Raw genomic sequence first — 26,575 nt, 5'->3', positions numbered from 1 at the left:
AACACCAAGGATGCGTCATCAGCCCCCCGGGAAAGGACAAAAGGCGCCCGACGTGACGTACACGTCGGGCGCCCCGGGCCGTCGGGCGGGACTCAGCCCCGCCTCAGAGGAGGCCGTCCCACATCTGCTCCAGCAGGACCGACCACCAGCTGTCCGGCGACGCGAGCGCCGCCGGGTCCAGCATGGCCAGCTGCGCCTGGAAGTCGACCGTCCAGCGGCCCGCCTGCTCGGGGTTGAGCCCGAACCTGAGCCGCCACATCCGGCCCAGCAGCGCCATGGAGCGGGTGAACTCCGGCAGACCGCTGTTCACGAACTGCGGCGGCACCGGCTGCCCGCCCGGACCGGCCTCCACCGGTACGGCGACGATGTGCGCGGTCCCGTACTGGACGCAGATCGCCCGCCCGAAGTCGGAGCCGATCACGAGGTACGAGCCCGCGTCCGACGCCGGCTGAATCTGCCGCTGCGCCGCGAGCTCGGCGAGCGTCGGCACCACCGGCTGGGCCGGCTGCGCCCAGAAGAACGGCCCGAAGTCGGCCGGGAGACCCGCCCAGACCAGGGTGAGCGCCACGATCTCCGGAACGCCCTGCCGGGACACGGCCCGCTGGTCGAACCGGCAGATGCCCGGGCCGAACGCCCCGGCCAGCTCCTGCGCGACCCCCTCCGGAGGGATCGGCGGCAGCGGCTGCACCTGCGGCAACGGGGCACGCACCGGCGCCGGCCGGGCCGGACCGTCCGCGACCTGATGCAACTCCCCCTGATGGGTCAGGAGTTGCCGCATCCCCTGCTGCCGGCCCGTGTGATCACGGCCGTACGGCGCGATGTTGGTGATCCGCGCCTGCGGCCAGGTCTCCCGGATCATCCGCGCGCAGTAACCACCGGGCAGTTCGCAGGACTCCAGTTCCGTGTGCAGCTCCAGCACCTGCTGCGGCGGCACGTTCATCGCGCGCAGCTCGTGCAGGATCTGCCACTCCGGGTGCGGGGTGCCGGGAGCGGACCGCCGGATGATCTGCGCCTCGGAACCGTCCGGCGCGCGGTACCGCAGCACCGCCTGGTACCCGGGTCCCACGGTCGGCTGACCGGTCGGCTGCTGCGGGTACCCGTACGCCGGAGCCGGCGCGGGCGCCGGCGGAGGAGGCGTGCCCGGACCACCGGGGCCGCCCGGACCGGGCTGCGCCAGCATCGTCGCCGCGTGGTGCACACCGGGCGCGCCGGGAGGCCCGGGCGGGGTCGGTGCCCCCGGAGGCCCGGGCGGGGTCGGCAGACCGCCGGGACCCGGGTGGGCGAGCATCGTCGCCGCGTGGTCGATGCCACCCGGCGGGGTGCCGGGCGTACCCGGAGCCGGGGGCGGAGGCGGCGGCACCCCGGGACCGCCCTGGTTCGGGTGCGCGAGCATCGTCGCCGCGTGGTCGATGCCACGCGGCGGGGTGCCGGGCGCGGCCGGCGGACCGGGCGGCTGGGGACCGTCGGGACCGAGCTGCGCCACCAGCTGCGTCGGCAGGTAACCGCCCGCGGGTGCGGCGGGCTGACCCGGCACACCGGGCGCCTGCGGCGGCGGCGGGGGGTTGCCCCCGCCGCCCCGGGAGGCCCGCGGCGGCAGGACGGCCTTGCTGGTCGCCGCGTCCGCGATGTCCCCCGCGCCGGGAGCTCCAGGAGCCGCGGGCGGGGCGGGCACGCCGGGAGCGGGCGTGCCACCGGGCACACCCGGAGCCGACGGCACACCGGGAGCGGCCGGCGCGGACGGGCCGCCCGGCCCGTCCGGGCGCGGCGAGGCCGGGTCGAGCCTCGGGGCCACCGCCGTCGGCGGCAGCGCGCTGCCGGCCGACATCAGCGCCGTCGGCGCGTCCGCGCCCACCACCGGGAGCGGCGTGTCCTCGTCGTCCGCGCCCGAGAGCGGCGGCGCGAAGACGGTCGCCGGCAACGGCACCGCCCCGTCCGCACCCCCCGAGCTGGCGTTCGCGTCGGCCCACGGGCTGTCCGAGGGCGCCGTCGCCGGCACCCCGTCCTGCGCCGTCGGCTCGTGCTCCGCGGGACCCGGCCGGTCCACGGGCTCCGGCCGGTCCACCGGAAGCGGCCGCGGCCCGGACACCACCGGCTCCGGCGACACCGGGGCCGCCGCGGCGGCCACACCCGGCTGCGAGGCGTCCGACGCCCTCGGCAGCCCGATCCGGTCCGCCGCCTCCTGCAACCACTCCGGGGGGCTGAGCAGGAACGACGTCTGGTTCAGGTCGATCCGCTCCGGCGGCGCGGGCGCCACCGCACCCGGCGCGTCCACGGCCGTCCCGTACTCCTCCTCGTACCGGCGGATCACCTCGCCCACCGGCAGCCCCGGCCACAGCGTCGCCTCACCGCTGTCCCGCGCGATGACCAGCCGCTGCCGGCCGCCGTCCGACGTCGGACCCTCCTCGCGGTCCTCCGCCCACACGACGAAACCGAGCTCGAACTCCCGCACCCGCACCTCGCGATGCTGGTACGCCGGCACGTCACCGTTGATCCATTCCTCGGCGCGCTCCTGCGCCTGCGCGAACGTCACCACAGCCAGCTCACTCCCCCACCGGAACCACGGACACGGCGCGCGCGAAGCCGCCGTCCACCATCAGGTTCGCGACCGTCTCCAACTCCGGCGGATTACCCGCCAGCCGCTGCAGAAACGCGTCGAAGTCCTCACCGCACGGCAGCAGCAACCGCTCCACGCGCTCGTTCACACTCCAGCCGTCCTGATCCCGCGCGTCGTCGTACGCGCAGAACCACACCGTGCCGACCGCGGCACCCCGCACCTTCACCGCGAGAATGCCGCCCTGCACGAACGCGACACCCAGGTAGTCCTTCGTCAGGTGATCACGCAGGCACTTGTTGACGTAGACGAGGTCGTTGACCCCCGCCTCCTCGCGCACCGTGAAGAACGGCTGGTCCACCAGCAGACCGAGCTCCGCGTCGAGCGCCGCGCCGACCGGCGCACAGCCGCCCGCCGCCTTCAGGAACGCCCGGTACGCGCCCGGCAGGCGGTACCCGAGGTCCTCCTCGACACCCAGCAGGTGCTGCTCGGACACCGACACCAGCGCCTTCGGCAGCCCGAAGTGCGCCGGCCGGGTCTCCTGCAGCGGACGCGTGCCCCGCTTGCCCTGGTCGACCGCCGCCGTCGCCACCCCGCCGTGATGACGCAGCAGCGCCTTCACCTCCACCGGCACCAGCTCCATGCGACGGCTGCCCGCCACGTGGTGCCAGGTCCAGCCGTGCGGCGTCGCCACGGACGGGATCGTGTCCCACAGCTCGTGCCCCGTCGCGGCGAGCGCCGCGTTCGCCGACACGTAGTCCGTCAGCCGCAGCTCGTCGACACCGAAGCCCTCCGGCGGCTCCGCGATCTCCGCTGCGGCCCTGGCGTACGGCGAGAAGTCCGGGTAGCCGTGCTCGTCCACCCGCACCCCTCGGGGATGCCGGGAGGCCCGGACCGGGTCCGGGAAGTGCACGACCTGCCCGGCGTAGGCCGCGTTCGGTGGCGCGGCTGACTGCCCGAGCCGACCTGTCGTCATGGCGGTTGCCCCCTGCGCTGGCTGCTGGCTGATTCCGCACAGCCTATGCGGTGCCACAAGGCCGTGACATGGCCCGATACCTCCGAGCGGCTACCGTGACCAAGTGTCACGTCCGCATGACTGAGCGGCGATAGTTCCGACACACCGAAGGCACGTTTCCGCTACCCAGCTTCCACATGGGGCACCCCATTTGGCAGTCTGTGCAAGCAACTCGGGGGATTGCGCGGAGGGGAAGACGAGCACCATGTACGCAGCACAAGCACCCACTCAGGGTGACCCACGCCTCAACTGGAGCAGCACCGAGCCCACCCGGGCACCGATACTGCGCTTCCGCCGCGACGGAATCCTTCCCACGGTCGGCGCCGCACTCTCCGTACGCGGCGAGACCCTCACCTGCACCGCAGGCCGCGGCGACCAGCCGCCGGTCCTGCACCCACTCGTCCAGGACTTCCTGGACACCCTCACCAGCGGACAACGCGAACGCTTCACCGGCCGCTGCCCCGAAGCGATCCTGCTGTCCCGGCACCTCACCGCCACCGAGACCGGCCGCTCCAAGCGCGCCCAGCGCAAGCCCCTCACCTCCGGCGAGGCACGCCGCTCACTCAAACAGGCGAAACTCACCGCACGCCGCATCCGCGAGGACGGCGACCCGCTGCACGGCAGCTACGCGGCACCCTGCCGCTCCTGTACGGCGCTGCTCGCCCACTTCGGCGTGCGCACCGTCGATCCCACGTCGACTGTCGAGAACGGCTGACCGCACCTGAAATGCCCGACCACCTGAGCACCACCCGCTTCCCGGTCAACGTGGACGCCGCCCTCCGCGAGGCGGGCTGGCAGCCCGGCCGCTGGGACATCAAGCTCGCCGAGGAGTGGGCCGACGCCCTGCGCGCCCACACCTCCCCGGGCGGACACCGGCACAGCGTCTTCCCCGCCGCCGTCGAAGCCTGGGCCGAATTCGGCGGACTGCACATCACCGCACCCGGCGCCGGCCGCCAGATCGCCCCCGCGACCGTCAGCTTCGACCCGCTCGCCGGCCTCCACCTCGCCCGCACCATGGCGGACCTGGGCCGCGCCCTCGACACCGAGATCTCCCCCCTGGGAGAGGAGGACGAACACCACGCCGTGCTCGCGATAGACCTGGAAGGCCGCGTCTACAGCCTCGACCACACCGGCGACTGGTTCCTCGGGCAGGACATCGACACCGCCCTCGCCACCCTCGTCACCGGCTCCCAGCCGACCCGCCTGGTCACCAGCGGCACCTGACCCCGCGCGACGCCGCGATCCCCTGCCCCGGCAGGGGATCCCCACCCGGCACCCCACGAGAACCGGCGACCCGGACCCCCGGTCCCGCCGGGCGCCCGACCGCCCCGCCCCTCGGCCGGGCCCGGCTACGCGGCTCGCCCCGCCACCGGCAACACCGCCGACACCCGGAAACCACCCGCGTCCGTCGGGCCCGACACGAACACACCCCCGAGCCGCGTCACCCGCTCCCGCATCCCCACCAGACCGTTGCCCCCGCTCGGCAGCTGCGCATCCGCCACCGCCGCGTCCGAAGGGCCGTTCTCCACCTGCATGGCCACCTCGGCCTCCCGGTGGGCCAACCGCACCACGACCCTCGCCCCCGCCGCGTGCTTGTGGACATTGGTGAGCGCCTCCTGCACCACCCGGTACGCGGTCCGCTCCACCTCCGCCCCGTACACCCGCGCCTCACCCAGCACCGCCAGCTCCACGACCACCCCCGCCAGCCGCGACTGCTCCACCAGCGCCTCCAAGGCGTCCAGACACGGCCCGTCCTCCGAAGCCGCCTCCGCCGCGGCCGCCGCCGCCCGCCCCACCGCCGCCAACGGCACCGCCGCGGGCCCCACCACCGGCACGTCCTCCCGCAGCACCCCCAGCATCTCCCGCAGCTCCGTCAACGCCTGGCGGCCCATGTCACCCACCAGCGCCGCGTTCCTCACCGCCTTCTGCGGATCCTTCAACGCCACCGCCTGCAACGCCGCCGCGTGCACCACCATCAGCGACACCCGGTGGGCCACCACGTCGTGCATCTCCCGCGCGATCCGCGTCCGCTCCTCCTGCCGCGCCCACTGCGCCCGCTGCTCCGCCCGGTCCGCGAGCAGCGACAACTCCTGCTCCAGACTGTCGGCCCGCTCCCGCAGACTCTCCATGAGCCGGCGCCGCGCCCTTATGTACAGCCCGAAGAGCACCGGCGGCGCGTTGAGCCCCAGCGTCATGAAGAGCGAGACGACGGGCACGTACCAGCCGCTCGGGTCGAAGTCCTGGCTGCCGACGTCCTGCCGCAGCCGCACCACCGTCACGAGGAACACGGCGACCGTCGACATCCCGGCCAGCGCCGCGGTGATCCGCCGGGGCACCTCCGAGGCGGCGAGCGTGTACAGCCCGACCATGCCCATCAGGAAGCCCATCTCGGCCGGCGTGACGGCGATCGAGACGAGCACGACCGTGATCGGCCACTTCCGCCGCACCACCAGCACGGCCCCGACGACCAGGCCGAACAGCACCCCCACGGGCACCGGCAGTCCCGCCGTGTCGGCGAACCCGATCCCCTCGAGCCCGCACTCCAGCGCCGACACCACCGCCAACGCGATGTCCAGCACCGCGCTGCGCGGTCTCCCCCACCACCACCAGCCACGGACGGGCGTGCCCGCCGCGTCCCGGTGAGCCCCCGTTGCGGTCATGCCTTCCACCCTACGGGCGCCCGCGACCCATTTTCCGGAGACGGGACGACCCCGGAGAGTCCCCCGTCAACCAGACACGGACACCCGTCCCTCGAACTAATGAATCGACCAGATTTTCGACCCGGATGTCCGGATTCCGGACGACGCTGGACCCATGACAGCCGAGACACAGGGCCGGAAGCGGCATCCGAACGCCAAGGACGCCTTGCGCGAGCGGGCGCGGGAGTTGCGCGGGGAGGGCCGGACGTACGACGAGATCCAGCAGGAGCTGGGCTGCTCGAAGAGCTCGATCTCGCTGTGGGTGCGGGACCTGCCGAGGCCGCCCCGGCGGACGCGCGAGCAGGCCTCCGAGATCGCCAGGCGCGGCTGGGAGGGCAGGCTCAGACTGCGGGAGGAGGAACGGGGCCGCGCCAAGAGGGCCGCGGAGGCCGAGGTCGGCGCCCTCTCGGACCGCGAGCTGTTCCTGCTGGGCGTGGGCCTCTACTGGGCTGAGGGCACCAAGGACAAGGCGCACGCGCGGCGCGAGCGGGTGGCCTTCGTCAACAGCGATCCCGGCATGATCCGGGTGTTCGTCGCCTGGCTCGACTTGCTCGGCGTGGACCGGGAGCGGCACACCTATCACGTACTGATCCATGAGACCGCCGATGTCGCCGCCGCCGAGCGGTACTGGGCGGACGTCGTGGGGACCGACGCGTCCCGGTTCGGCAGGACGACACTGAAGCGGCACAACCCCCGGACCGTCCGGAAGAACGTGGGGGACGACTATCGCGGCTGCCTCGTGATCCACGTCCGCAGAAGCGCCGATCTCTACCGTCGCATCGAAGGGGCCTGGTGCGGCATAGTAGGGGCTGCATCCGCGGCGGTCCGAGCAGAACGGACATAACGCCCATCCCGGGTCGTCTAAGGGCAAGACGTCAGATTTTGGTTCTGATCATGGGGGTTCGAGTCCTCCCCCGGGAGCCACACGCTCGGTTCGGGTCCCGACCTCCCTGGTCGGGACCCTTACTCATGTCCGCTCCGAAGCCCCCCGGTATCCTTCGGTGGTCCACCCACCGAAGCCGAAGGGCACACCCGTGAGCGCCAATCGCCCGGCAGCCGTCGTCGTCCTCGCAGCGGGTGAGGGCACCCGCATGAAGTCGAAGACCCCCAAGGTCCTGCACGAAATCGCCGGGCGCTCGCTCGTCGGACACGTGGTCTCCGCAGCGCGCGAGCTGGAGCCCGAGCACCTCGTCGTGGTCGTCGGGCACGCGCGCGAGCGGGTCACCGCGCACCTCGACACGCACTACGCCGGCACCCGCACCGCCGTGCAGCACGAGCAGAACGGCACCGGGCACGCGGTCCGCATGGGGCTGGAGGAGCTGGGCCAGGCTCCGGACGGCACGGTCGTCGTCGTCTGCGGCGACACCCCCCTGCTGTCCGGCGAGACGCTGCGCGACCTCGCCGCCACCCACGCGGCCGACGGCAACGCCGTCACCGTGCTGACCGCCGAGGTGCCGGACTCCACGGGCTACGGCCGGATCGTGCGGGACGCGGCCACCGGCGCCGTGACCGAGATCGTGGAGCACAAGGACGCGTCCGAGGCGCAGCGTGCGATCAGGGAGATCAACTCGGGTGTGTTCGCGTTCGACGGGCGGCTGCTCGTCGACGCGCTGGGGAAGGTGCGGACGGACAACAGCCAGGGTGAGGAGTACCTCACGGACGTGCTGTCGATCCTGCGCGAGGCCGGGCACCGGGTGGGTGCGTCCGTGGCCGGTGACCACCGCGAGATCCTGGGGATCAACAACCGCGTGCAGCTGGCGGAGGCGCGTGCGCTGCTGAACGCGCGGTTGCTGGAGCGGGCGATGACGGCGGGTGTGACGGTGGTCGATCCGTCGTCCGTGCTGGTGGACGTGACGGTGACGTTCGAGCCGGACGCGGTGATCCATCCGGGTACGCAGCTGCTCGGTTCGACCCATGTCGGCGAGGATGCCGAGGTCGGTCCGAACAGTCGGCTGAAGGACACCCGGGTCGGTCGGGGTGCGCGGGTGGACAACACGGTGGCGGACTCCGCGGTGATCGGGGAGAGCGCGACGGTGGGTCCGTTCGCGTATCTGCGTCCGGGGACGACGCTCGGCGCGAAGTCGAAGGCCGGGACGTACGTGGAGATGAAGAACGCCACGATCGGGGAGGGCACGAAGGTGCCGCACCTCTCCTATGTGGGTGACGCGACGATCGGCGAGTACACGAACATCGGTGCCGCGAGCGTGTTCGTGAACTACGACGGTGAGACGAAGCACCACACCACGATCGGTTCCCACTGCCGTACGGGTTCGGACAACATGTTTGTGGCGCCCATCACGATCGGGGACGGTGCGTACACCGCGGCGGGGTCGGTGATCACCAAGGACGTGCCGGCCGGCTCGCTCGCCGTGGCGCGGGGCCAGCAGCGGAATATCGAGGGTTGGGTGGCCCGGAAGCGGCCGGGCAGCGCGGCCGCGCAGGCCGCTCTGACGGCCACGGAGGAGTCCGCCGGGGAAAGCTGACCGGAAACGGGTACGTCGAACTCGGCGTACCGTGATACGTGCACACAAATTCGGCTGGCTCGCACACGCGCACGGGAGCGCGGGATTCGCGGCCAGGGAACACGTCTGAGGAGACAGTGCTGTGACCGGGATCAAGACGACCGGCGAGAAGAAGCTGATGCTCTTCTCCGGCCGCGCCCACCCCGAGCTGGCCGAGGAGGTCGCGCACCAGTTGGGTGTCGGCCTCGTGCCGACCAAGGCTTTCGACTTCGCGAACGGTGAGATCTACGTCCGCTTCCAGGAGTCGGCTCGTGGCGCGGACTGCTTCCTGATCCAGAGCCACACGGCTCCGATCAACAAGTGGATCATGGAACAGCTGATCATGCTGGACGCTCTGAAGCGGGCTTCCGCGCGGAGCATCACCGTGATCATCCCGTCGTACGGCTACGCGCGACAGGACAAGAAGCACCGCGGGCGTGAGCCGATCTCGGCCCGTCTGATCGCGGATCTGCTGAAGACGGCGGGGGCCGACCGGATTCTGACGGTCGACCTGCACACCGACCAGATCCAGGGCTTCTTCGACGGTCCGGTGGACCATCTGTCGGCGCTGCCGGTGCTGGCGGACTACGTGGGCGCGAAGGTCGATCGGAACAAGCTGACGATCGTGTCTCCGGACGCGGGTCGTGTGCGGGTGGCCGACCGCTGGTGCGACCGCCTGGACGCGCCGCTGGCGATCGTGCACAAGCGCCGCGACAAGGACGTCGCCAACCAGGTGACGGTGCACGAGGTCGTCGGTGACGTGAAGGGCCGCGTGTGCGTCCTGGTCGACGACATGATCGACACGGGTGGCACGATCTGCGCCGCGGCGGACGCGCTGTTCGCGCACGGTGCGGAGGACGTGATCGTGACGGCGACGCACGGCATCCTGTCCGGTCCCGCCGCTGACCGTCTGAAGAACTCGAAGGTGAGCGAGTTCGTGTTCACGGACACGCTGCCGGACCCGAGCGCGCTGGAGCTGGACAAGATCACGGTGCTGTCGATCGCGCCGTCGATCGCGCGTGCGGTGCGTGAGGTGTTCGAGGACGGTTCGGTGACGAGCCTGTTCGAGGAGCACTGAGGTTTCTTCCGAGAGGGCCGCTTTCCCGCTGGTCGGGGAGGCGGCCCTCTCGTCGTGCCCGGGCGGGTTCGCCGGTGCCCGGGCGGGTTCCGCGCCGGTCTCCGGGGGCTTCGGGTGATCCAATTGGGTGGTGCGGGGAGCGGCGAGTAGACTGCCGTAGTTGCTCGGCGAGGGAGGCCGTACCCGGAGTGGTACGGCGGTCCGTTATCGACGCGCTCTTCGTAGCAGGCCATCGCCAGTCGTGGCCGGGTGACAGTCGTTCCGTCACCACATTACGAGGAGTGCACATGTCCGAGGTCAAGATCGCCGCGACCCTCCGGTCGGAGTTCGGCAAGGGCGCCGCCCGCAAGATCCGCCGTGACAGCAAGGTCCCCGGCGTTCTCTACGGTCACGGTTCGGACCCGGTCCACGTGACGCTGCCGGGCCACGAGCTGCTGCTCGCCCTGCGTACCCCGAACGTCCTGCTGTCCCTGGACATCGAGGGCAAGAACGAGCTCGCGATCCCGAAGGCCGTGCAGCGCGACCCGCTGAAGGGCTTCCTGGAGCACGTCGACCTGCTTCTGGTGAAGCGCGGCGAGAAGGTCACCGTCGAGGTTCCGGTCGTGGCCGAGGGTGAGCTGGCCGCCGGCGGCAACCTGCTGGAGCACGTCCTCAACACGCTGTCCGTCGAGGCCGAGGCCACCCACCTGCCCGAGTCCGTCACGGTCTCCGTGGAGGGCCTGGAGGCCGGTGCCTCCGTGCTCGCCAAGGACATCACGCTGGTGAAGGGCGTCACCCTGGTGACCGACGCCGACGCCGTCGTGCTGCAGGTCCTGGCCGCGCAGGCCGAGGAGCCGGCCGCCGAGGGCACCGAGGAAGAGGTCGCCGCCGAGGGCGCCGAGGCCTGAGCCGTAGGCTCTGTCTGACGTGACGGGGTGACGGGCCATCGGCCCGCCACCCCGTTTCTTTCTGTACGCACACGAGGAGACGTGACGCACATGACGGACGACGCGAACGCCCCCTGGCTGATCGTCGGCCTCGGCAACCCGGGCCCGGAGTACGCGGCGAACCGGCACAACGTGGGCTTCATGGTGGTGGATCTGCTGGCGGAGCGGATCGGCGGGAAGTTCAAGCGGGCGCAGAAGGCGCAGGCGCAGGTCGTGGAGGGCCGGATGGGTGCGCCCGGGCCGGCGAACCGCCGGGTGATCCTCGCGAAGCCGATGTCGTACATGAACCTCTCGGGCGGTCCCGTCACGGCGTTGCGTGATTTCTACAAGGTGCCGACGGCGCGTGTGGTGGCCGTCCACGACGAGCTGGACATCGACTACGGCGTGCTGCGCCTGAAGCTCGGTGGTGGCGACAACGGCCACAACGGTCTGAAGTCGATGACGAAGTCGATGGGTGCCGAGTACCACCGGATGCGGTTCGGGATCGGGCGTCCGCCGGGCCGGATGCAGGTCGCGGACTTCGTGCTGAAGGACTTCTCGTCGACGGAGCGCAAGGAGCTCGACTACTTCGTGGACCGGGCGGCCGACGCGGTGGAGTGCCTGGTGACGGAGGGTCTGGAGCGGGCGCAGTCGGCGTACAACTCCTGACCGGCGAGCCGAATCAGTACGACTGTACGATCGCGGGTCATGAACCATGCCCGTAACGCCGCCATGGCCCTGGTCGCCCTGCTGCTCGTCGTCGCGGGCGCCTGGTCGTCCTGGGGGACGGCCCAGCACGTCCTGCTCTCCAAGGGGCGCGAGCACGGCACCCTGACGGTGACCGGCTGCAACGAGGAGACGTGCAGTGGCCGTTACGTCCCGGAGGATCCCGCGCAGCCGCACAGCGCCCTGACGATCGAGCACTCGGTGGCGGCGGCCAAGGGCCAGACGCTGCCGGTGGTGGTGAAGCCGGGCACGGAGGAGGCGGTGCGGACCGGCTGGGGCGGCGGGCTGCACGCGTGGCTGCCGTTGGGCGGGGCGTTGCTGCTGGCGGCGCCGGTCGTCGGGGGCGGCCTGCGGATGACGCGTACGGCGTGGTCGCTGGCGGGGGCGGGGGCGGCGCTGCTGCTGGGGGCGTTCTTCGCACTCTGAACGTCGCGGTCGGTTGGGCGTGTTGCCGCAGGGATTGTTATGAGCCACCGGGTTAAGAGGGGCTTAAAGGTGGCTATAGGCTGCCCCCGCCACTCCCCACGGCATCCCTCATCTCAGATGGACGACTGCATATGCGACGATCCCTCATACCCGCAGGCGCGCTTGTCGCGGCCATGGCGGGCTCCCTCGTGCTGGCGCCGGCCGCCTCGGCTTCCGACAACACCCCGGTGTTCCACCAGCAGAAGGACCTTCCCCTTACGGCCACCTCGTGGACCGGCGACAAGGAGAAGACCTGCGCCGACATCCCCGCCACGCAGGACGGCTGGCACTTCGTGCTGCCGGGCAGCAAGGCCGACTTCGTGAAGCTCACAGTGACGTTCGAGCCGGGCGGCACGCAGGTCATCACGGACTTCGGTCCGCCGTCTGATAAGCACGCCTACGTGGCCTCCGAGGCTGGCGCGAAGCTGACGTCCGTGTCGGCTGAGATCAAGGGCGAGCTGAAGAAGGACTTCTTCAACCTGTCCCACACCTGCCCCGCCTCCTCGACCTCAACGCCGACGGGCACGCCGTCCGGCACCCCGTCCGGCACTCCGTCCGGCACTCCGTCCGGCACTCCGAGCGAGACCGCCTCGACCGGCACCCCGAGCGACTCGCCGTCCTCCTCGGACTCTCCGTCGGCTGGCGCGACGCCGTCCGCCTCCACGGACAGCAAGGACTCCGAGGGCAACCTCGCCGAGACCGGCTCCAGCGCCCCCGTGGGCGTCATCGGTGCCGTCGCCGTCGCCCTCGCGGGTGTCGGTGGCTTCCTGGTGATGCGCCGCCGCAAGGCGCAGCAGCACTGAGGACGCCGCACGGCGTCGTGACGCGGAGTGCCCCCACCGGCCGAGCCGGTGGGGGCACTTCGTGCGTCGGGGGCCGTCAGCCGGTGTTGCGCAGGCCCGCGGCCACGCCGTTCACCGTGAGCAGCAGGGCCCGGGCCAGCAGCGGGTCCGCCTGCTCGCCCCGCTCGGCCGCCTCGCGCTGGCGGGCCAGCAGGGCCACCTGGAGGTAGGAGATCGGGTCCAGGTAGGCGTCGCGGATGGAGAAGGTCTGCTGGAGCACCGGGTTGGAGTCGAGCAGTTGCCGGCCGCCGGTCACCTTCAGGACCTCGGCCACGGTCAGCGCGTGCTCGGCCTCGATGGTGGCGAAGACATGCTTCAGCTCCTCCGGGACGAGCGTGTCGACGTAGTGCCGGGCGATCCGCAGGTCCGTCTTCGCCAGCGTCATCTCGACGTTGGAGACGAAGTTGCGGAAGAAGTGCCAGCGCTCGTACATCTCGCCGAGCACCGCGTCGAGGCCGGCCTCGCGCAGCGCCTTGAGGCCCGAGCCGACGCCGAACCAGCCGGGGACGATCTGGCGGGACTGGGTCCAGCCGAACACCCACGGGATGGCCCGCAGTCCGTCGAGGCCGGCGCCCGAGTCGGGGCGGCGCGAGGGCCGCGAGCCCAGGTGCAGGTCGGCGAGCTGGTCGACGGGCGTGGCGGCGAAGAAGTACGCGGGCAGGTCCGGGTCCTCGACCAGCCGGCGGTACGCGGTGTGGGCCGCCTCCGAGACCGTGTCCATGGCCGCGTCCCAGGTGGCCAGGGCCTCGTCGGACTGGCGGGGCGCGGTGTGCAGGGCGGACGCCTGCAGGGTCGCCGCGACGGTCAGTTCGAGGTTCTCGCGGGCCAGCGACGGGATGAGGTACTTGTCGGAGATGACCTCGCCCTGCTCGGTCACCTTGATCTCGCCCTCCAGGGTTCCCCAGGGCTGGGCGAGGATCGCGTCGTGCGAGGGGCCGCCGCCGCGGCCGACGGTGCCGCCGCGGCCGTGGAAGAGGCGCAGGCGGACGCCGTAGCGGTGGGCGACGTCGCGCAGCCGGCGCTGGGCGCGGTGGATCTCCCACTGCGAGGTGGTGATGCCGCCGAACTTGGAGGAGTCGGAGTAGCCGAGCATGACCTCCTGGACGTCGCCGCGCAGCGAGACGAGCCGGCGGTAGGAGGGGTCGGCCAGCATGCCGTCGAGGATGACGTCGGCGGCCTTCAGCTCGTCGGTGGTCTCCAGGAGCGGCACGATGCCGATCTTGGCCCAGCCGGCGTGCAGGTCGATGAGGCCGGCTTCGCGGGCGAGGACGGCGGCGGCGAAGACGTCGTCGGCGCCCTGGCACATCGAGATGATGTAGGACTCGATGACCTCGGGGCCGAAGCGCTCGAAGGCTTCCTTGATGGTGTGGAAGACGCCGAGGGTCTTCTCGCCGGCCGGGTCCAGCGGGGCGGGGGTGGGCGCGAGCGGCCGGCGCGAGCGCAGCTCCTTGGCGAGCAGCTTCTGCCGGTAGTCGCGGGGCATGTCGGCGTAGCGCCAGGACTCCTCGCCGAGCCGGTCGAAGAGCTGGCCGAGCGCGTGGTGGTGGGCGTCGGCGTGTTCGCGGACGTCCATCGTGGCGAGCTGGAGGCCGAAGGCGGACAGGGTGCGGATGGTGCGGTCCATCCGGCCGTCGGCGAAGAGGCCGCCGCGGTGGGCGCGCAGCGAGTCCTGGATCAGGGCGAGGTCGTGGACCAGCTCGGAGGTGCCGAGGTAGTCGCGGCCCTCCTCGTGGGTGGTGCCCTTGGCCAGCCGCCGGCGGGTGTTGACCAGCTTCTGGCGGATGCAGGTGGCCTTGAGCCGGTAGGGCTCCTCGGCGTTGAGCCGCTTGTAGCGGGGGCTGATCTCGGGCAGCCGCTCCAGGTCGGTCTGGAGGGAGGTGAGGAGTTCCTCGGTGGCCCCGGCGTAGCGGATGGAGTTGGAGAGGAAGCCGCGCAGCTCGTCGACCAGTTCGAGGGCGTCGTTGATGCCGTGCTCGTGCTGGAGGATCAGGACCTCCCAGGTCACCGCGGGGGTGACGTTGGGGTTGCCGTCGCGGTCGCCGCCGATCCAGGTGCCGAAGGTCAGCGGGCGGGTGCCGGCGGGCAGCTCGATGCCGACGCGCTCGAGCTCGGCGGCGAGGTCCTCCAGGACGTCGCCGACGGCGCCGGCGTGCAGCTCGTCGAGGTAGTAGATGGCGTTGCGGGCCTCGTCGGCGGGCTCGGGGCGGACGACCCGGAGCTCGTCGGTCTGCCAGATGAGGTCGATGTTCTCGGCGAGCCGCAGGTCGTGGCGGCGCCGGTCGGCCTCGATGACCGGGGTCTCCAGCAGGGCGGCGATGCGGCGCAGCTTGTTGAGGACCGAGCGGCGGGCCGCCTCGGTGGGGTGCGCGGTGAAGACGGGCCGCACGTTGAGGTTCTTCACCGTGGCGCGGACGTGCTCGGGGTCGCCGTCCTTGAGCATGTCGACGGTCCGGGCGATCAGGCCGCCGTCGGCAGCGCGCTTCTCGCGCATCTCGCGGCCGCGGTGGACCTGCTCGGTCACGTTCGCCAGGTGGAAGTAGGTGGAGAAGGCGCGCACGAGCTTGGCGGCGGTCTCCAGGTCCGTGTCGCCGAGCAGCTCGGCGGCGGCCTCGCCGTCCTCGCGGGTGAGGCGTCGGACCTTCTCGACGAGGTCGAGGATCTCGTGGCCCTCCTGGCGGACGAGGGTCTCGCCCAGCAGGTCGCCCAGTCGGCGGATGTCGGATCGCAGCTCGGCGCTGGCGGTGGGGGTCTGGTCGGCACTGCTCACAGGTGCGGCTCCTTGCAGTGTTTGAGCACGTCTGGAGGGGTACTGGAGGCTTGCGGACCGCGCTGTCCGACGCACCCAGGATAGGTGTCCATTTCCACGACGCCTTCCGTGCCCCTCCTTGCGCCCTCTTGCCGCGGGGCATCCCACTGCCATACTTACGTCGCCGTAGGTTACGGAGGCGTAGCCACGCGTCCCTTTGACTCCCTTTCATCCCTTCATCCCCAGGGGACCCTCATGACCACTACCCCCGAGGTGACCTCGGAACCCGAGGCGCGCGTCACCGCCCCCGATCCGCCCTCCGCCACGCTCGGCGGGGACAGCAAGGGGTCGGTCGAGCAGATCACGCTGCTGCTGTTCATCACGGTGCCCTTCCTCGCACTGCTCGCCGCGGTGCCCCTGGCCTGGGGCTGGGGGGTGAGCTGGCTCGATCTGGGCCTGATGGTGGCGATGTACTACATCGGCTGCCACGGCATCACGATCGGCTTCCACCGTTACTTCACGCACGGCTCCTTCAAGGCCAAGCGGCCGCTGCGGATCGCGCTGGCCGTCATGGGGTCGCTGGCGGTGGAGGGACCGCTGGTGCGCTGGGTGGCCGACCACCGCAAGCACCACAGGTTCTCCGACGCGGAGGGCGACCCGCACTCGCCGTGGCGGTTCGGCGAGACGGTGCCGGCGCTGATGAAGGGCCTGTGGTGGGCGCACATCGGGTGGATGTTCGACGAGGAGCAGACGCCGCAGCACAAGTACGCGCCGGATCTGATCAAGGACCCGGCGATCCGGGCGATCTCGCGCCAGTTCGTGCTGTGGACGGTGGTGTCGCTGGCGATCCCGCCGCTGGTGGGCGGCCTGGTGACGATGTCGTGGTGGGGCGCGTTCACCGCGTTCTTCTGGGGCTCGCTGGTGCGGGTGGCGCTGCTGCACCACGTGACGTGGTCGATCAACTCGATCTGTCACGCGGTCGGCAAGCGGCCCTTCAAGTCCCGTGACCGCTCGGGCAACGTGTGGTGGCTCGCGGTGCTGTCCTGCGGCGAGTCCTGGCACAACCTGCACCACGCGGACCCGACCTCGGCCCGGCACGGGGTGCTGAAGGGCCAGGTCGACTCCAGCGCCCGGCTGATCCGCTGGTTCGAGCAGCTGGGCTGGGCATCCGACGTGCGCTGGCCGGACGCGTCCCGTATCGAAGCCCGCCGCCAGGACAAGCCCGCGAACGCGGCATGATGGATGACGTGGCGATCGATGGCAGTACGACTACCGGCAGCAGCGGCACCGGCAAGCCCCGCAGGGGGCGCCGGGTCCGCATGACAGGCGCGGAGCGCCGGGAACAGCTGTTGGACATCGGCCGCACGCTCTTCGCCGAGAAGGGCTTCGAGGGCACGTCCGTCGAGGAGATCGCGGCCAAGGCCGGGGTGTCCAAGCCGGTGGTGTACGAGCACTTCGGCGGCAAGGAGGGCCTGTACGCGGTCGTGGTCGACCGGGAGATGCGCCAGCTCCTGGACGGGGTGACGGGCGCGCTGACGGCCGGGCATCCGCGGGAGCTGCTGGAGCAGGCGGCGTTCGCGCTGCTGGACTACATCGAGAACTACACGGACGGTTTCCGGATCCTGGTCCGTGATTCGCCGGTGGCGCAGTCGACCGGCACGTTCGCGTCGCTGATCAGCGACATCGCCACCCAGGTCGAGGACATCCTGGGCCTGGAGTTCAAGGCCCGCGGCTTCGATCCGAAGCTGGCGCCGCTGTACGCGCAGGCGCTGGTGGGCAGTGTGGCCCTGACCGGTCAGTGGTGGCTGGACGTCCGCAGGCCGAAGAAGGCCGAGGTCGCGGCGCATCTGGTGAACCTGGCCTGGCACGGCCTGGACGGTCTGGAGCAGAAGCCGCGCCTGATAGGGCACCGCAAGAGCTGAGGCCGCCGGGAGAGCCGGACGGGGGCGCCGCGGATGCGGCGCCCCCGTCCTGTCACTCCAGGGGCTCCAGGAACTCCAGGTGGTTGCCCACGGGGTCCTCGGAGTAGAAGCGGCGGTGGCCCGGGAGATCGTCGTCCCGGACGACCTTCGCGCCGCGTTCCTCCAGGCGGGCCGCGTAGCCGGCGATCGCGGTGACCCGCAGGCCGGGGTGGGCCTTCGCCGCGGGGCGGAAGTCCTGCTCGACGCCGAGGTGGAGCCGGACGGCCCCGTCCGCGGCCTCGAACCAGCAGCCGCCCCGTGCGGCGAGGACGGGCGGCTTGGCGACCTCGGTCATGCCGAGGACGCCGGTGTAGTACGCCCGGAGGAGGTCCTCCGAGCCCGGCGGTGCGGCGAGCTGGACGTGGTCGACGGCGGTCAGCATCAGAGCCCCTTCGTGGCGACGGCGAAGATCCGGCGGAACGGGAAGACGGTGCCGTGCGGGCCGGGCGGGTAGGCCGCGCGCAGCAGGTCGCGGTAGGCGGCGAGGAAGGCCTCGGTCGCCCTCGGGTCACCTTCGAGCGCGGTCAGGACGGGGCGCAGCGCGGTGCCCTTGACCCAGTCGAGGATGGGGTCCTCGCCGGGCAGGAGCTGCGAGTACGTGGTCTCCCAGACGTCCGTCGCGCAGCCGAGGTCGGCGAGCCGGGTCAGGTAGTCGGCCGGGTCCAGGACGTGGATGAAACGGCGGCCCTGGTCGCCGAGGCGGTCGCGCCACTGAGGGGTGTCGCAGAGCTCGCCGAGCAGGGCGTGGCTGGGCGAGGTGAAGTTGCCGGGGACCTGGAAGGCGAAGGTGCCGCCGGGCTTGAGTCCGGCGATCCAGGGGGTGAAGGACTCGGGGTGGTTGGGGACCCACTGGAGGGCCGCGTTGGAGACGATCAGGTCATAGGGCTCCTCGGGGTTCCAGTGCGCGGCGTCGGCGGGCCGGAAGTCGAGCCAGCCGCCGCCGGCCGTGGTTCCGGCGTAGTCCTTCTCGGCGCGCTGGAGCATGTCGGGCGAGAGGTCGAAGCCGGTGATGTGGGCGTCCGGCCAGCGGTCGGCGAGGAGCGCGGTCACGTTGCCGGGTCCACAGCCCAGATCGGCGATCCGGGCGGGCCTGCCCTCGGTGGGCAGGTGGGGGATGCGGGCGAGCAGGTCGAGGAAGGGACGGGCGCGCAGGCCCGCGTGCCGGAGGTACTGCTGGGGATCCCATATCGGTGCGGTAGAAGCAGAAGATGGTGCGGAACGCATGTTCGAGCCCCCTTGCTGGAACGAGCTACCGAAGCGGAACGGTGTTCCGGCCCGGTCCTTCCCCATAGTCCAGCCGAATATATCTTGACGTCAAGAGACTTTATGTCAACAGACCCTCTACACTGATCGTCATGGAGGACGAGGTCGACCGGCTGGTCGCTGCATGGCGCCGCGAGCGCCCGGACCTCGACGTGGAACCGCTCGAGGTGCTCAGCCGCGTCTCGCGGCTCGCCCGGCACCTCGACCGCGCCCGTCGGCTCGCCTTCGCCGAGCACCAGCTGGAGCCCTGGGAGTTCGACGTCCTCACGTCGCTGCGCCGCGCCGGCGCCCCCTACCAGCTCTCCCCCGGTCAGCTGCTGACCCAGACGCTGGTCACCTCCGGCACCATGACCAACCGCATCGACCGGCTCACCAAGAAGGGGCTGGTCGAGCGGCTCCCCGACCCCAGCGACCGGCGCGGGGTCCTGGTCCGCCTCACCCCCGAGGGCCGCGACCGGGCCGACCAGGCGCTGGCCGGACTGCTCGCCCAGGAACGGGCCATCCTCGCCCAGCTCTCGCGCGCCCAGCGCGGGGAACTGGCCGACCTGCTACGCCAGTTGACCGCCCCGTTCGACAACATCCCCGGCTAGCTCGGCGGGACCGACACCGGCCCGGCGCGCCAGGGCCACCGCGGCCAGCGTCGAGTGCACGCCCAGCTTCCCGAGCACGTTCTGCATGTGCGTGCGGACGGTGTGCGGCGACAGGAACAGGCGCTCGGCGACCGCCTTGCGCCCCAGGCCCGCCACCATGCAGCGGAGCACCTCGCGCTCGCGCGGGGTCAGCGACTCCACCAGCTGTTCGCTCTCGGTCCGGTGCTTCCGGGCCGCCGTCAGCTCCCGCAGGACACCCGTCAGCAGCGCGGGCGGCAGATGCGTCTCGTCCCGCAGGACGCCGCGGATCACGGCGAGCAGGCGCTGGAGCGAACAGTCCTTGGCCACCCATCCCGAGGCGCCGGCCTGGAGGGCGAGGGCGGCCCGGTGCGGGTCGTCCTTCTCGGCGAGCACGATCGAGCGGACGGCGGGCCGGGCCTCGCGGACCCCCGCGACCAGGGAGATGCCGTCCACCACGGCCTCGCCGTGGTCCGGTACGGCGCGGGCGACCGCCGGAGCCCCGGGCAGCGCGCCGAGGTCAGCGTCGACCAGCAGCACGTCGTAGCGGCGGCCCTCGGCGGCGGCGCGGTCCAGGCAGCGCAGTGCGGCCGGACCACTGCCCGCGGCGGAGACGTCGACGTCGGGCTCGGCCGCGAGGGCGGCTGCCAGCGACTCGGCGAAGATGCGGTGGTCGTCCACCACCAGGACCCGGATACGGACCACGGACACCCCCAAAGTGTCGAGGAACGGACCGGCGCGGATACGGCGCCGGGGGGCGGGTCCGTCGTGCGCACGGCCGCCGCCGTGCAGTGACTTTTACCCCACCCCGGGCGCCGTACCCGACTGGTCTCGCCCCCTGAACGGCACCGGCCCCCACCGGTGCTGTGCATCAGAGTACGGGCGAGCCGCAGAGGGGGAAGCCGATTCACAGAACTGGTCGTCAGGGGTGTGACGCATGAGCCGCAAGGGTCGAAACCCGACAGAAGTCGACAGTTCCGAAGGTCGCGGTTCGCGCGGGGCGCCCCGTCCACCGGCCCCCGCGCGGGGTGGTGGCGTCACAGACGCCGGGCACCCGCCGCGGGGATCGCCGCGAAGACGCCCGGCGCGGTGAAACCGGCCTCGGCGAACGCCTTGCCGACCGCGGCGGACACCGCCTCGGCCGCCGCCTCCTCGACCAGCACGATCGCCGAGCCGCCGAATCCGCCGCCCGTCATCCGTGCGCCGAGCGCCCCGGCCGTGTTCGCGGCCTCGACGGCGAGATCCAGTTCCGGGCTGGAGACCCGCAGGTCGTCCCGGAGGGAGACGTGGCCCTCGGTGAGCACCGGGCCGACGGCCCGGACGTCGCCGGCGTCGAGGAGGGCGATCGTCCGCTCCACCCGGTGGTTGTCCGACACGACGTGCCGGACATAGCGGCGCACGGTCTCGTCGCTCAGGCGCGCGAGCGCGTCGGACAGGCGCGCGGCATCGACCTCGCGCAGGGTGCGCACGCCGAGCGCCCGCGCGCCTGCCTCGCAGCCGGCGCGCCGCTCCGCGTACGCGCCGTCCCCGAGGGCGTGCTTCACGCGGGTGTCCACCACCAGCAGCCGCAGCCCCCGCGCGGCCAGGTCGAAGGGCACCTGACGGTACGACAGGTCGCGGGTGTCCAGGAACAGGGCGTGCCCCTCGGCCGCGCACGCCGACGCCATCTGGTCCATCACCCCGCAGGGCACCCCGACGAAGGCGTTCTCGGCCCGCTGGGCGAGGACGGCGATCTCGGGACGGCTCAGGCCCAGGCCGAACAGGTCGTCGAGCGCCAGGGCGGTGACGACCTCCAGGGCGGCCGAGGAGGAGAGCCCGGCGCCGGTCGGCACGGTCGAGGCGAGGTGGACGTCCGCCCCGGTGACCGGGTGACCCGCCTCGCGCAGCGCCCAGACGACACCGGCCGGGTAGGCGGCCCAGCCGGTGCCGGAGCGGGGTTCGAGGCTGTCGACGTCGAGCTGGACGACCCCGCCGTCGACGTCGGCGGAGTGGACCCGCAGCACGCCGTCGGTGCGGCGCGAGACGGCGGCCACCGCGGTGTGCGGGAGAGCCAGCGGCATGACGAAACCGTCGTTGAAGTCGGTGTACTCACCGATCAGGTTGACCCGCCCCGGAGCCGCCCAGACGCCCTCGGGCCGCGCTCCGTACAGTGCCGCGAACTCCCCCGCCACGCTCATGCCTGTCCCTGCTCCCTCTTGTTCGCGAACGCCCACGCGTCCTGCACGATGCCCGCCAGGTCCGGACGGGACGGATTCCAGCCGAGCCGCTCCCGCGCGGTGTCGGCCGAGGCGACCAGGACGGCCGGATCGCCGGCCCGGCGCGCGGCCACGACCTCGGGGACCGGGTGGCCGGTCACCTTGCGCACGGTCTCGACGACCTCGCGCACGGAGAAGCCGTTGCCGTTGCCCAGGTTGCAGATCAGGTGCTCGCCGGGGGTCATGGCGCCGAGGGCGAGCAGGTGGGCCTCGGCGAGGTCGGCGACGTGGATGTAGTCGCGCACGCAGGTGCCGTCGGGCGTCGGGTAGTCGTCGCCGTAGACGTTGATCGCCTCGCGCTTGCCCTGGGCCACCTGGAGGACCAGCGGGATGAGGTGCGACTCGGGGTCGTGGCGCTCGCCGCAGTCGCCGTAGGCGCCTGCCACGTTGAAGTACCGCAGGGAGACCGCGGCCAGGCCGTGCGCGGCGGCCTCGCCGCTGATCATGTGGTCGACGGCCAGCTTGGTGGCGCCGTAGGGGTTGGTCGGGGCGGTCGGCGCCGCCTCGGTGATCGGGACGCTCCGCGGCTCGCCGTAGGTGGCGGCGGTGGAGGAGAAGACGAGCCTGCGCACGCCCGCCTCGCGCATGGCGGCGAGCAGTGCCATCGTGCCGCCGACGTTGTTCTCCCAGTACTTCGCGGGGTCGGCGACCGACTCGCCGACCTGCGAGAAGGCGGCGAAGTGCAGGACTCCGTCGTAGGAGGGGTCCAGCCACCGGGCCGCGTCCTGGATGCGGCCCTCGACGAACGTGGCCCCGGCCGGGACGCCCTCGCGGAAACCGGTGGAGAGGTCGTCGAGGACGGTGACCTCGTGGCCCGCTTCCAGCAGGTGCTGCGCGACCGTGCCGCCCACGTAGCCGGCCCCGCCCGTCACCAGATACTTGCTCACTTGCTCGCTACCTCTCGGAGTCTGTGTGCCGCGGACTCCGGTGGCACGTCGTTCATGAACGCGCCCATGCCGGACTCGGTGCCCGCGAGGTACTTCAGCTTGCCAGAGGCCCGGCGCACGGTGAAAAGCTCCAGGTGCAGCGCGAACTCCTCCCGCCGGTCGTCCGTGAACGGCGCCTGGTGCCAGGCGGCGATGTACGGAGTCGGCGGCTCGGCCGGGCCGAAGATCCGGTCGAAGCGCCTCAAGAGTTCCAGGTAGACCTGTGGGAACTCCGTGCGGGCGGCGTCGTCGAGCGCGCGCAGGTCGGGCACCCGGCGCACCGGGTAGAGGTGGACCTCGTACGGCCAGTGCGCGGCGTAGGGGACGAAGGCGATCCAGTGCTCGCCCTCCAGGACGATCCGCGCCCCGTCCGCGCGCTCGCGGGCGACGACCTCGTCGAAGAGGTTGCGCCCGGTGCGTTCCCGGTGCTCGGCGGCGTTGCGCCGCATGAGCGCGGTCCGGGGGGTGGTGTGGGGGAAGGCGTAGATCTGGCCGTGCGGGTGGCCCAGGGTGACGCCGATCTCGGCTCCCCTGTTCTCGAAGCAGTAGACCTGCTCGACGCCCGGACGCTGGGCGAGTTCGGCCGTGCGGTCGGTCCAGGCGTCGAGGACCAGGGCGACCCGGTCGGGGGCGAGGTCGGCGAAGGAGGCGTCGTGGTCGGAGGTGAAGCAGACGACCTCGCAGCGGCCGGCCTCGCCGGCGAGGGAGGGGAAGCGGTTCTCGAAGACCGCGACCTCGTAGCCGTCGGCCGGGATCTCGCTCCGCCGGCCGTCCCGTGACGGGCAGAGCGGGCACTCGTCCGCCGGCGGGTGGAAGGTGCGGCCCTGGCGGTGCGAGGCGATGACGACGCTGTCTCCGAGGAGCAGGTCGTGGCGGACCTCGGAGCGGGACGCGACGGGGTCGAGCGGGCGGGTGTCGACGGCGTCGCGGACGGTGTCGTCGGCGGCGTCGTAGTAGATGAGCTCACGCCCGTCGGCCAGGGTGGTGACGGTCTTCTTCACGGGAGTGCCTCCGTGCGCAACCCAACAGAACCACGCACAAGGAACCACAATCAAACATCGACGTCAACGCCGACGGCGGCTTTCGCGCAGGACCGTCCCCCTTGGGGGGACGGCGGGAGGCGTGGCGCGGGGCCCGCGCAGGGCGGGGCCCGCACCGGCAGGAGTCCCGCGGACCCTGGCCGGGCGGTCCTCCCCGGGCGGCCCTCAGGTCTCCCCCGGGCCCGGACGGGACAGCCCTCAGCCGCGCGGCGCGCGGGGGCCGGGGACGGGCGCGTGGTCCAGCAGGCCGGTACGGGCGGCGAGCGCGGCCGCCTCCAGTCGCGAGCCGACCCCCAGCTTCATCAGCACGCGCTGCACGTGCGTGCGCGCGGTGCTGGCGGCGATCCCCATCCCCGCGGCGATCAGCCGGGTGTCCTCGCCCTCGGCCACCCGGACCAGGACCTCCACCTCGCGCGGGGTCAGCATCCGCAGGAGCCGCTGCCCCTCGTCGTCCGGCTGCGCCACCGGGTTGAGCAGTTCCGCGAAGGCGCCCTGGAGGAGCTGCGGCGCCACCGCCGTCTCCCCCGCCCGCGCCTTCATCAGGGCGCGCTCGACCCCCTCGATGCGCTCGTCGTGCCGTACGTACCCGGAGGCGCCGGCCGCGAAGGCCGCCGCGATCCCGCGGGGCGAGGGCACCGGGCCCAGCACGACCACGGCGACCTGGGGCCGCTCACGCTTGATCCGTACGATCGGGTCGAAGGCCCCCGGTTCGGCCGGCGCCGCCGTGCCGAGCAGACACACCTCCGGCGCCCGGCTCACGACCAGCTCCGCCGCGCCCGCGACCGGCGCCGCCGCCGCGAGCACCCGGTGCCCACGGAGCTTCAGTGCCGAGGCGAGCGCCTCGGCGAGCAGACGGTGGTCGTCGACCACCATGAGCCGCACGCCCATCGAGCAACCCCTTATCCCCCCTGGAGCCGTCCCCCGGCTCCAGTGACCCTGATGCCCCGGCAAGTTACACGGTCCTTTGGGCCGACGTGCCCCGAACTCCTACGGAAGACCGCCCAGGGACCGAAATGACCCTGCCTGAACACAAATTGCCGGGCCGTCAGGCGTCGCCCACCCCGGGCCGCCGCCGACGGCCCGCGAGCAGGAACGGGAGGGGAACCCGGTCACCGGACCCCGGGGCGCCGACGCGCGTGGGCCCCCTCCGGTCGTCCGGAGGGGGCCCACGGTCACTCCACGGGGATCACTGCGCGGCGCGGAAGGCGATCGCCAGGTACTCCTTGTCGTTCGTCGAGGAGGACTCGCGCGGCTTGCTCAGCAGCGTCTGCGAGATGAAGAACCGTCCCGAGGCGTAGCGGTACTCCGAGCCGTTCTCGGTGAAGCCCGTCTCCGCGTCCCGGACGGCCTTGTCCGCCGGGTTCTCCAGCAGCACCGTCTCCTTCATGGTGCCGCCGTCGATGGAGACGATCTTCCCGCCCTTGTCGTACGGGGGGTGCTTGTACGCGATGAGGTTGCCGCCGTCCATGCGCATCGGCATCAGCGTGTAGCGGTCGCCCGCGTCCGCCTTGCCGGTGGCCTGCTTGCCGGTGGCCAGGTCGAACGAGAGGATCTCGTTCGTCTCGTCGCCGTACTCGCCGGTGCTGCCCTCGTGCTCCTCGGTCGGCAGGTAGAGCCGGCCGTTGCCGACGAGCGCCTTGTTGCAGGACTCGACCTTGGTGGAGCGGCAGCTGGCCGCGTACCGGTCCGCGTCCGCCGTGATCTTCGCCCTCAGCTTGCCGGTCTGCTCGTCGATCGAGAAGAAGTCCGAGATGCCGCTGCCGTCGCCGGCGGTGTCGCCGACGTCGGCCGCCACGACCAGCGGCTTGGTGGACACGATCGACGCGTAGTCGACGCCCGTGGGCATCTTGTACTGCGAGATCGGCGCGCCGGTCGTCGGGTTGAGGTTCTGGATCGTCACGGTCTGCGAGCCGTACGGGCCGCACTTGCGGGCGGCGACCAGGCCCGCGCCGCCGCCGTAACCCATGTCGTAGCAGTTGTCGGCGTTGGGCTGGGGCTTCCAGCGGGGGTTGCCGTTGCCCAGGTCGAAGCCGGCGCCGCCGTCCGTGCCGCCGGCCGCGACGGTGGTGCCGCTCAGCGTGATCTCGCTGAAGCGCGCCTTGTCGTCACCCGCCGATCCGCCGGTGACGTGGGTGGACCACACCAGCTTCCCGGTGTTGAGGTCGACGACGCCGACCTCGGAGCACTTCTGGTAGTACTTCGGCGCGACGCGCTTGGCCTCCTCGAAGAGGATCGCCGTCTTGTTGTCGGCCGTGACGTGGCGGGAGGCGCCGCAGACCTGGCCGGCGAGCGGCAGCGTCCACAGCGGGGTGCCCTTGTCGAGGTCGTAGCCGACGACCGAGTTGACGCCCGGCTTCACGTACGCCTTGTCGGTGAGCCAGGAGCCCGACACGTCCGTGATGTCCGGGACCTTCGGCACGGGCAGCTGGAAGGCCACCTGGCCCTGGACGTCGGCCGGCGGCTTCTCCTTGCCGTTGCCGCCGATCCCGGCGGTGCCGCCGGTGCCCTGGGGCGCGCCGGAGGTGTTCTTGGCGGTGTCGTCCTTCTCGCCGCCGCCGGAGTTCGCGTACCAGACGCCACCGCCGATGAGCAGCACCACGGCCACGGCCGCGGCGATGATGATCTGCATCTGCGCGGAGAGCTTCTTGCCACCGGAGGGGCCGCCCGGCTGCGGCACCTGCGGGTACTGCGGCTGGGTCGGGTACCCGTACGGCGGCTGCTGCTGCTGCGGGTAGCCGTACTGCGGCTGCGTCGGCGGCTGCTGCGGGTAGCCGTACTGCGGCTGGGTCGGCGGCTGCTGCGGGTAGCCGTAGGGCTGCTGACCCTGCGGCGGGGGCGTCGGCGCACCGAAACCGCCGGGAGGCGGGTCCTGCGGGGCGCCGAAACCGCCGGGGGGCGGGTCCTGGGGTGCGCCGAAACCGCCCGGCGGCTGGTTCGGGGGCGGGCCCGGGGGCTGGTTGGGCGGCGGCGGGGGCTGGGTCATCGGTCTGCGTA

At 72.1% G+C, this 26,575-nt stretch carries 24 protein-coding genes and 1 tRNA gene; 13 read left to right on the top strand and 12 right to left on the bottom strand.

The annotated features are described in order from the left end of the window. Positions 1-103: 103 nt before the first annotated feature. The gene (locus tag ACE1OA_RS20605; RefSeq protein WP_432753188.1) at positions 104-2,533 is read right to left on the bottom strand and encodes an SUKH-4 family immunity protein; all 2,430 of its coding nucleotides are present in this window, start codon (positions 2,531-2,533) and stop codon (positions 104-106) included. A 7-nt stretch (positions 2,534-2,540) separates the two neighbouring features. Then, entirely contained in the window at positions 2,541-3,527 is a 987-nt protein-coding gene (locus ACE1OA_RS20600) for an SMI1/KNR4 family protein (RefSeq protein ID WP_432753187.1), read from the bottom strand. Between the two features lie 244 nt (positions 3,528-3,771). On the opposite strand from ACE1OA_RS20600, the gene ACE1OA_RS20595 reads away from it, so the two are divergent. Both ACE1OA_RS20595 and ACE1OA_RS20590 read left to right on the top strand, forming a co-directional pair. Further along, on the top strand, positions 3,772-4,281 hold the full coding sequence (locus ACE1OA_RS20595; protein WP_356605774.1) for a YwqJ-related putative deaminase: 510 nt from the start codon (positions 3,772-3,774) through the stop codon (positions 4,279-4,281). Between the two features lie 11 nt (positions 4,282-4,292). Next, the gene (locus ACE1OA_RS20590; RefSeq protein ID WP_147978318.1) at positions 4,293-4,790 is read left to right on the top strand and encodes an SUKH-3 domain-containing protein; all 498 of its coding nucleotides are present in this window, start codon (positions 4,293-4,295) and stop codon (positions 4,788-4,790) included. Positions 4,791-4,915: 125 nt separating this feature from the next. On the opposite strand, the gene ACE1OA_RS20585 is transcribed toward ACE1OA_RS20590, so the two are convergent. Continuing rightward, positions 4,916-6,226, bottom strand: a complete 1,311-nt coding sequence (locus ACE1OA_RS20585) for a sensor histidine kinase (protein WP_432753186.1) — start codon at positions 6,224-6,226, stop codon at positions 4,916-4,918. A 154-nt stretch (positions 6,227-6,380) separates the two neighbouring features. Here ACE1OA_RS20585 and ACE1OA_RS20580 point away from each other — a divergent pair, with 154 nt between their 5' ends. The 8 genes from ACE1OA_RS20580 (at position 6,381) to ACE1OA_RS20545 (ending at position 12,743) form a co-directional block, all read left to right on the top strand. Beyond that, a complete protein-coding gene (locus ACE1OA_RS20580; RefSeq protein ID WP_384869268.1) occupies positions 6,381-7,109 on the top strand; it encodes a hypothetical protein in 729 nt (242 codons plus the stop codon). Positions 7,110-7,115: 6 nt separating this feature from the next. After that, positions 7,116-7,189: transfer RNA gene (locus ACE1OA_RS20575), tRNA-Gln, on the top strand. A 110-nt stretch (positions 7,190-7,299) separates the two neighbouring features. Continuing rightward, positions 7,300-8,748 carry a bifunctional UDP-N-acetylglucosamine diphosphorylase/glucosamine-1-phosphate N-acetyltransferase GlmU gene (gene glmU / locus ACE1OA_RS20570; protein WP_361309505.1) on the top strand — a complete coding sequence of 483 codons (1,449 nt, stop codon included), beginning with the start codon at positions 7,300-7,302 and terminating at the stop codon, positions 8,746-8,748. 121 nt (positions 8,749-8,869) lie between these two features. After that, positions 8,870-9,844, top strand: a complete 975-nt coding sequence (locus ACE1OA_RS20565) for a ribose-phosphate diphosphokinase (RefSeq protein WP_356605765.1) — start codon at positions 8,870-8,872, stop codon at positions 9,842-9,844. 287 nt (positions 9,845-10,131) lie between these two features. Continuing rightward, the gene (locus ACE1OA_RS20560; RefSeq protein WP_356605763.1) at positions 10,132-10,731 is read left to right on the top strand and encodes a 50S ribosomal protein L25/general stress protein Ctc; all 600 of its coding nucleotides are present in this window, start codon (positions 10,132-10,134) and stop codon (positions 10,729-10,731) included. Between the two features lie 90 nt (positions 10,732-10,821). Beyond that, on the top strand, positions 10,822-11,418 hold the full coding sequence (gene pth, locus ACE1OA_RS20555) for an aminoacyl-tRNA hydrolase (protein WP_356605761.1): 597 nt from the start codon (positions 10,822-10,824) through the stop codon (positions 11,416-11,418). A 39-nt stretch (positions 11,419-11,457) separates the two neighbouring features. Continuing rightward, positions 11,458-11,901: a hypothetical protein gene (locus ACE1OA_RS20550; RefSeq protein WP_356774688.1), complete on the top strand. Its 444-nt coding sequence runs from the start codon at positions 11,458-11,460 to the stop codon at positions 11,899-11,901. Positions 11,902-12,032: 131 nt separating this feature from the next. Beyond that, positions 12,033-12,743 (top strand): LPXTG cell wall anchor domain-containing protein, encoded by a 711-nt coding sequence (locus ACE1OA_RS20545; RefSeq protein WP_432753185.1) that lies wholly within the window; start codon positions 12,033-12,035, stop codon positions 12,741-12,743. Positions 12,744-12,819: 76 nt separating this feature from the next. Here the strand turns inward: ACE1OA_RS20545 and ppc are convergent, their stop codons facing one another. Then, the gene (gene ppc / locus ACE1OA_RS20540) at positions 12,820-15,549 is read right to left on the bottom strand and encodes a phosphoenolpyruvate carboxylase (RefSeq protein ID WP_356605755.1); all 2,730 of its coding nucleotides are present in this window, start codon (positions 15,547-15,549) and stop codon (positions 12,820-12,822) included. Positions 15,550-15,783: 234 nt separating this feature from the next. Here ppc and ACE1OA_RS20535 point away from each other — a divergent pair, with 234 nt between their 5' ends. Together ACE1OA_RS20535 and ACE1OA_RS20530 are read left to right on the top strand one after the other, a co-directional pair. After that, complete coding sequence (locus ACE1OA_RS20535) at positions 15,784-16,767, top strand: acyl-CoA desaturase (protein WP_356605753.1); 984 nt, start codon at positions 15,784-15,786, stop codon at positions 16,765-16,767. Beyond that, positions 16,767-17,450 (top strand): TetR/AcrR family transcriptional regulator, encoded by a 684-nt coding sequence (locus tag ACE1OA_RS20530; RefSeq protein ID WP_384869366.1) that lies wholly within the window; start codon positions 16,767-16,769, stop codon positions 17,448-17,450. Before ACE1OA_RS20535 ends, ACE1OA_RS20530 begins: the two co-directional genes overlap by 1 nt. Positions 17,451-17,502: 52 nt before the next feature. On the opposite strand, the gene ACE1OA_RS20525 is transcribed toward ACE1OA_RS20530, so the two are convergent. Both ACE1OA_RS20525 and ACE1OA_RS20520 read right to left on the bottom strand, forming a co-directional pair. Then, positions 17,503-17,871: a VOC family protein gene (locus ACE1OA_RS20525; protein WP_432753184.1), complete on the bottom strand. Its 369-nt coding sequence runs from the start codon at positions 17,869-17,871 to the stop codon at positions 17,503-17,505. After that, complete coding sequence (locus ACE1OA_RS20520; RefSeq protein ID WP_432753183.1) at positions 17,871-18,713, bottom strand: trans-aconitate 2-methyltransferase; 843 nt, start codon at positions 18,711-18,713, stop codon at positions 17,871-17,873. Before ACE1OA_RS20520 ends, ACE1OA_RS20525 begins: the two co-directional genes overlap by 1 nt. 131 nt (positions 18,714-18,844) lie before the next feature. On the opposite strand from ACE1OA_RS20520, the gene ACE1OA_RS20515 reads away from it, so the two are divergent. After that, positions 18,845-19,342, top strand: a complete 498-nt coding sequence (locus ACE1OA_RS20515; protein WP_356605747.1) for a MarR family winged helix-turn-helix transcriptional regulator — start codon at positions 18,845-18,847, stop codon at positions 19,340-19,342. Here ACE1OA_RS20515 and ACE1OA_RS20510 read toward each other — a convergent pair. From ACE1OA_RS20510 to ACE1OA_RS20485, 6 genes are all read right to left on the bottom strand, one after another. Continuing rightward, entirely contained in the window at positions 19,301-20,065 is a 765-nt protein-coding gene (locus tag ACE1OA_RS20510) for a response regulator transcription factor (protein ID WP_356605906.1), read from the bottom strand. The two genes, ACE1OA_RS20515 and ACE1OA_RS20510, sit on opposite strands and share 42 nt — an antisense overlap. 332 nt (positions 20,066-20,397) lie before the next feature. Beyond that, the gene (galK, locus tag ACE1OA_RS20505; protein WP_356605745.1) at positions 20,398-21,537 is read right to left on the bottom strand and encodes a galactokinase; all 1,140 of its coding nucleotides are present in this window, start codon (positions 21,535-21,537) and stop codon (positions 20,398-20,400) included. Continuing rightward, a complete protein-coding gene (gene galE, locus ACE1OA_RS20500) occupies positions 21,534-22,502 on the bottom strand; it encodes a UDP-glucose 4-epimerase GalE (RefSeq protein ID WP_356605743.1) in 969 nt (322 codons plus the stop codon). Before galE ends, galK begins: the two co-directional genes overlap by 4 nt. Then, positions 22,499-23,542 (bottom strand): galactose-1-phosphate uridylyltransferase, encoded by a 1,044-nt coding sequence (gene galT / locus ACE1OA_RS20495; protein WP_432753182.1) that lies wholly within the window; start codon positions 23,540-23,542, stop codon positions 22,499-22,501. Before galT ends, galE begins: the two co-directional genes overlap by 4 nt. Positions 23,543-23,779: 237 nt before the next feature. Further along, positions 23,780-24,469: a helix-turn-helix transcriptional regulator gene (locus tag ACE1OA_RS20490; RefSeq protein ID WP_356605739.1), complete on the bottom strand. Its 690-nt coding sequence runs from the start codon at positions 24,467-24,469 to the stop codon at positions 23,780-23,782. 298 nt (positions 24,470-24,767) lie between these two features. Beyond that, positions 24,768-26,564 carry a PQQ-binding-like beta-propeller repeat protein gene (locus ACE1OA_RS20485; RefSeq protein ID WP_386540814.1) on the bottom strand — a complete coding sequence of 599 codons (1,797 nt, stop codon included), beginning with the start codon at positions 26,562-26,564 and terminating at the stop codon, positions 24,768-24,770. Positions 26,565-26,575: the final 11 nt, after the last annotated feature.

This window comes from Streptomyces sp. JL2001 (genome assembly GCF_050917515.1).
In the GTDB taxonomy this organism is placed as follows: domain Bacteria; phylum Actinomycetota; class Actinomycetes; order Streptomycetales; family Streptomycetaceae; genus Streptomyces.
Note: the sequence above shows the minus strand (reverse complement) of the source record. Positions and strands in the feature narration are given on the sequence as shown.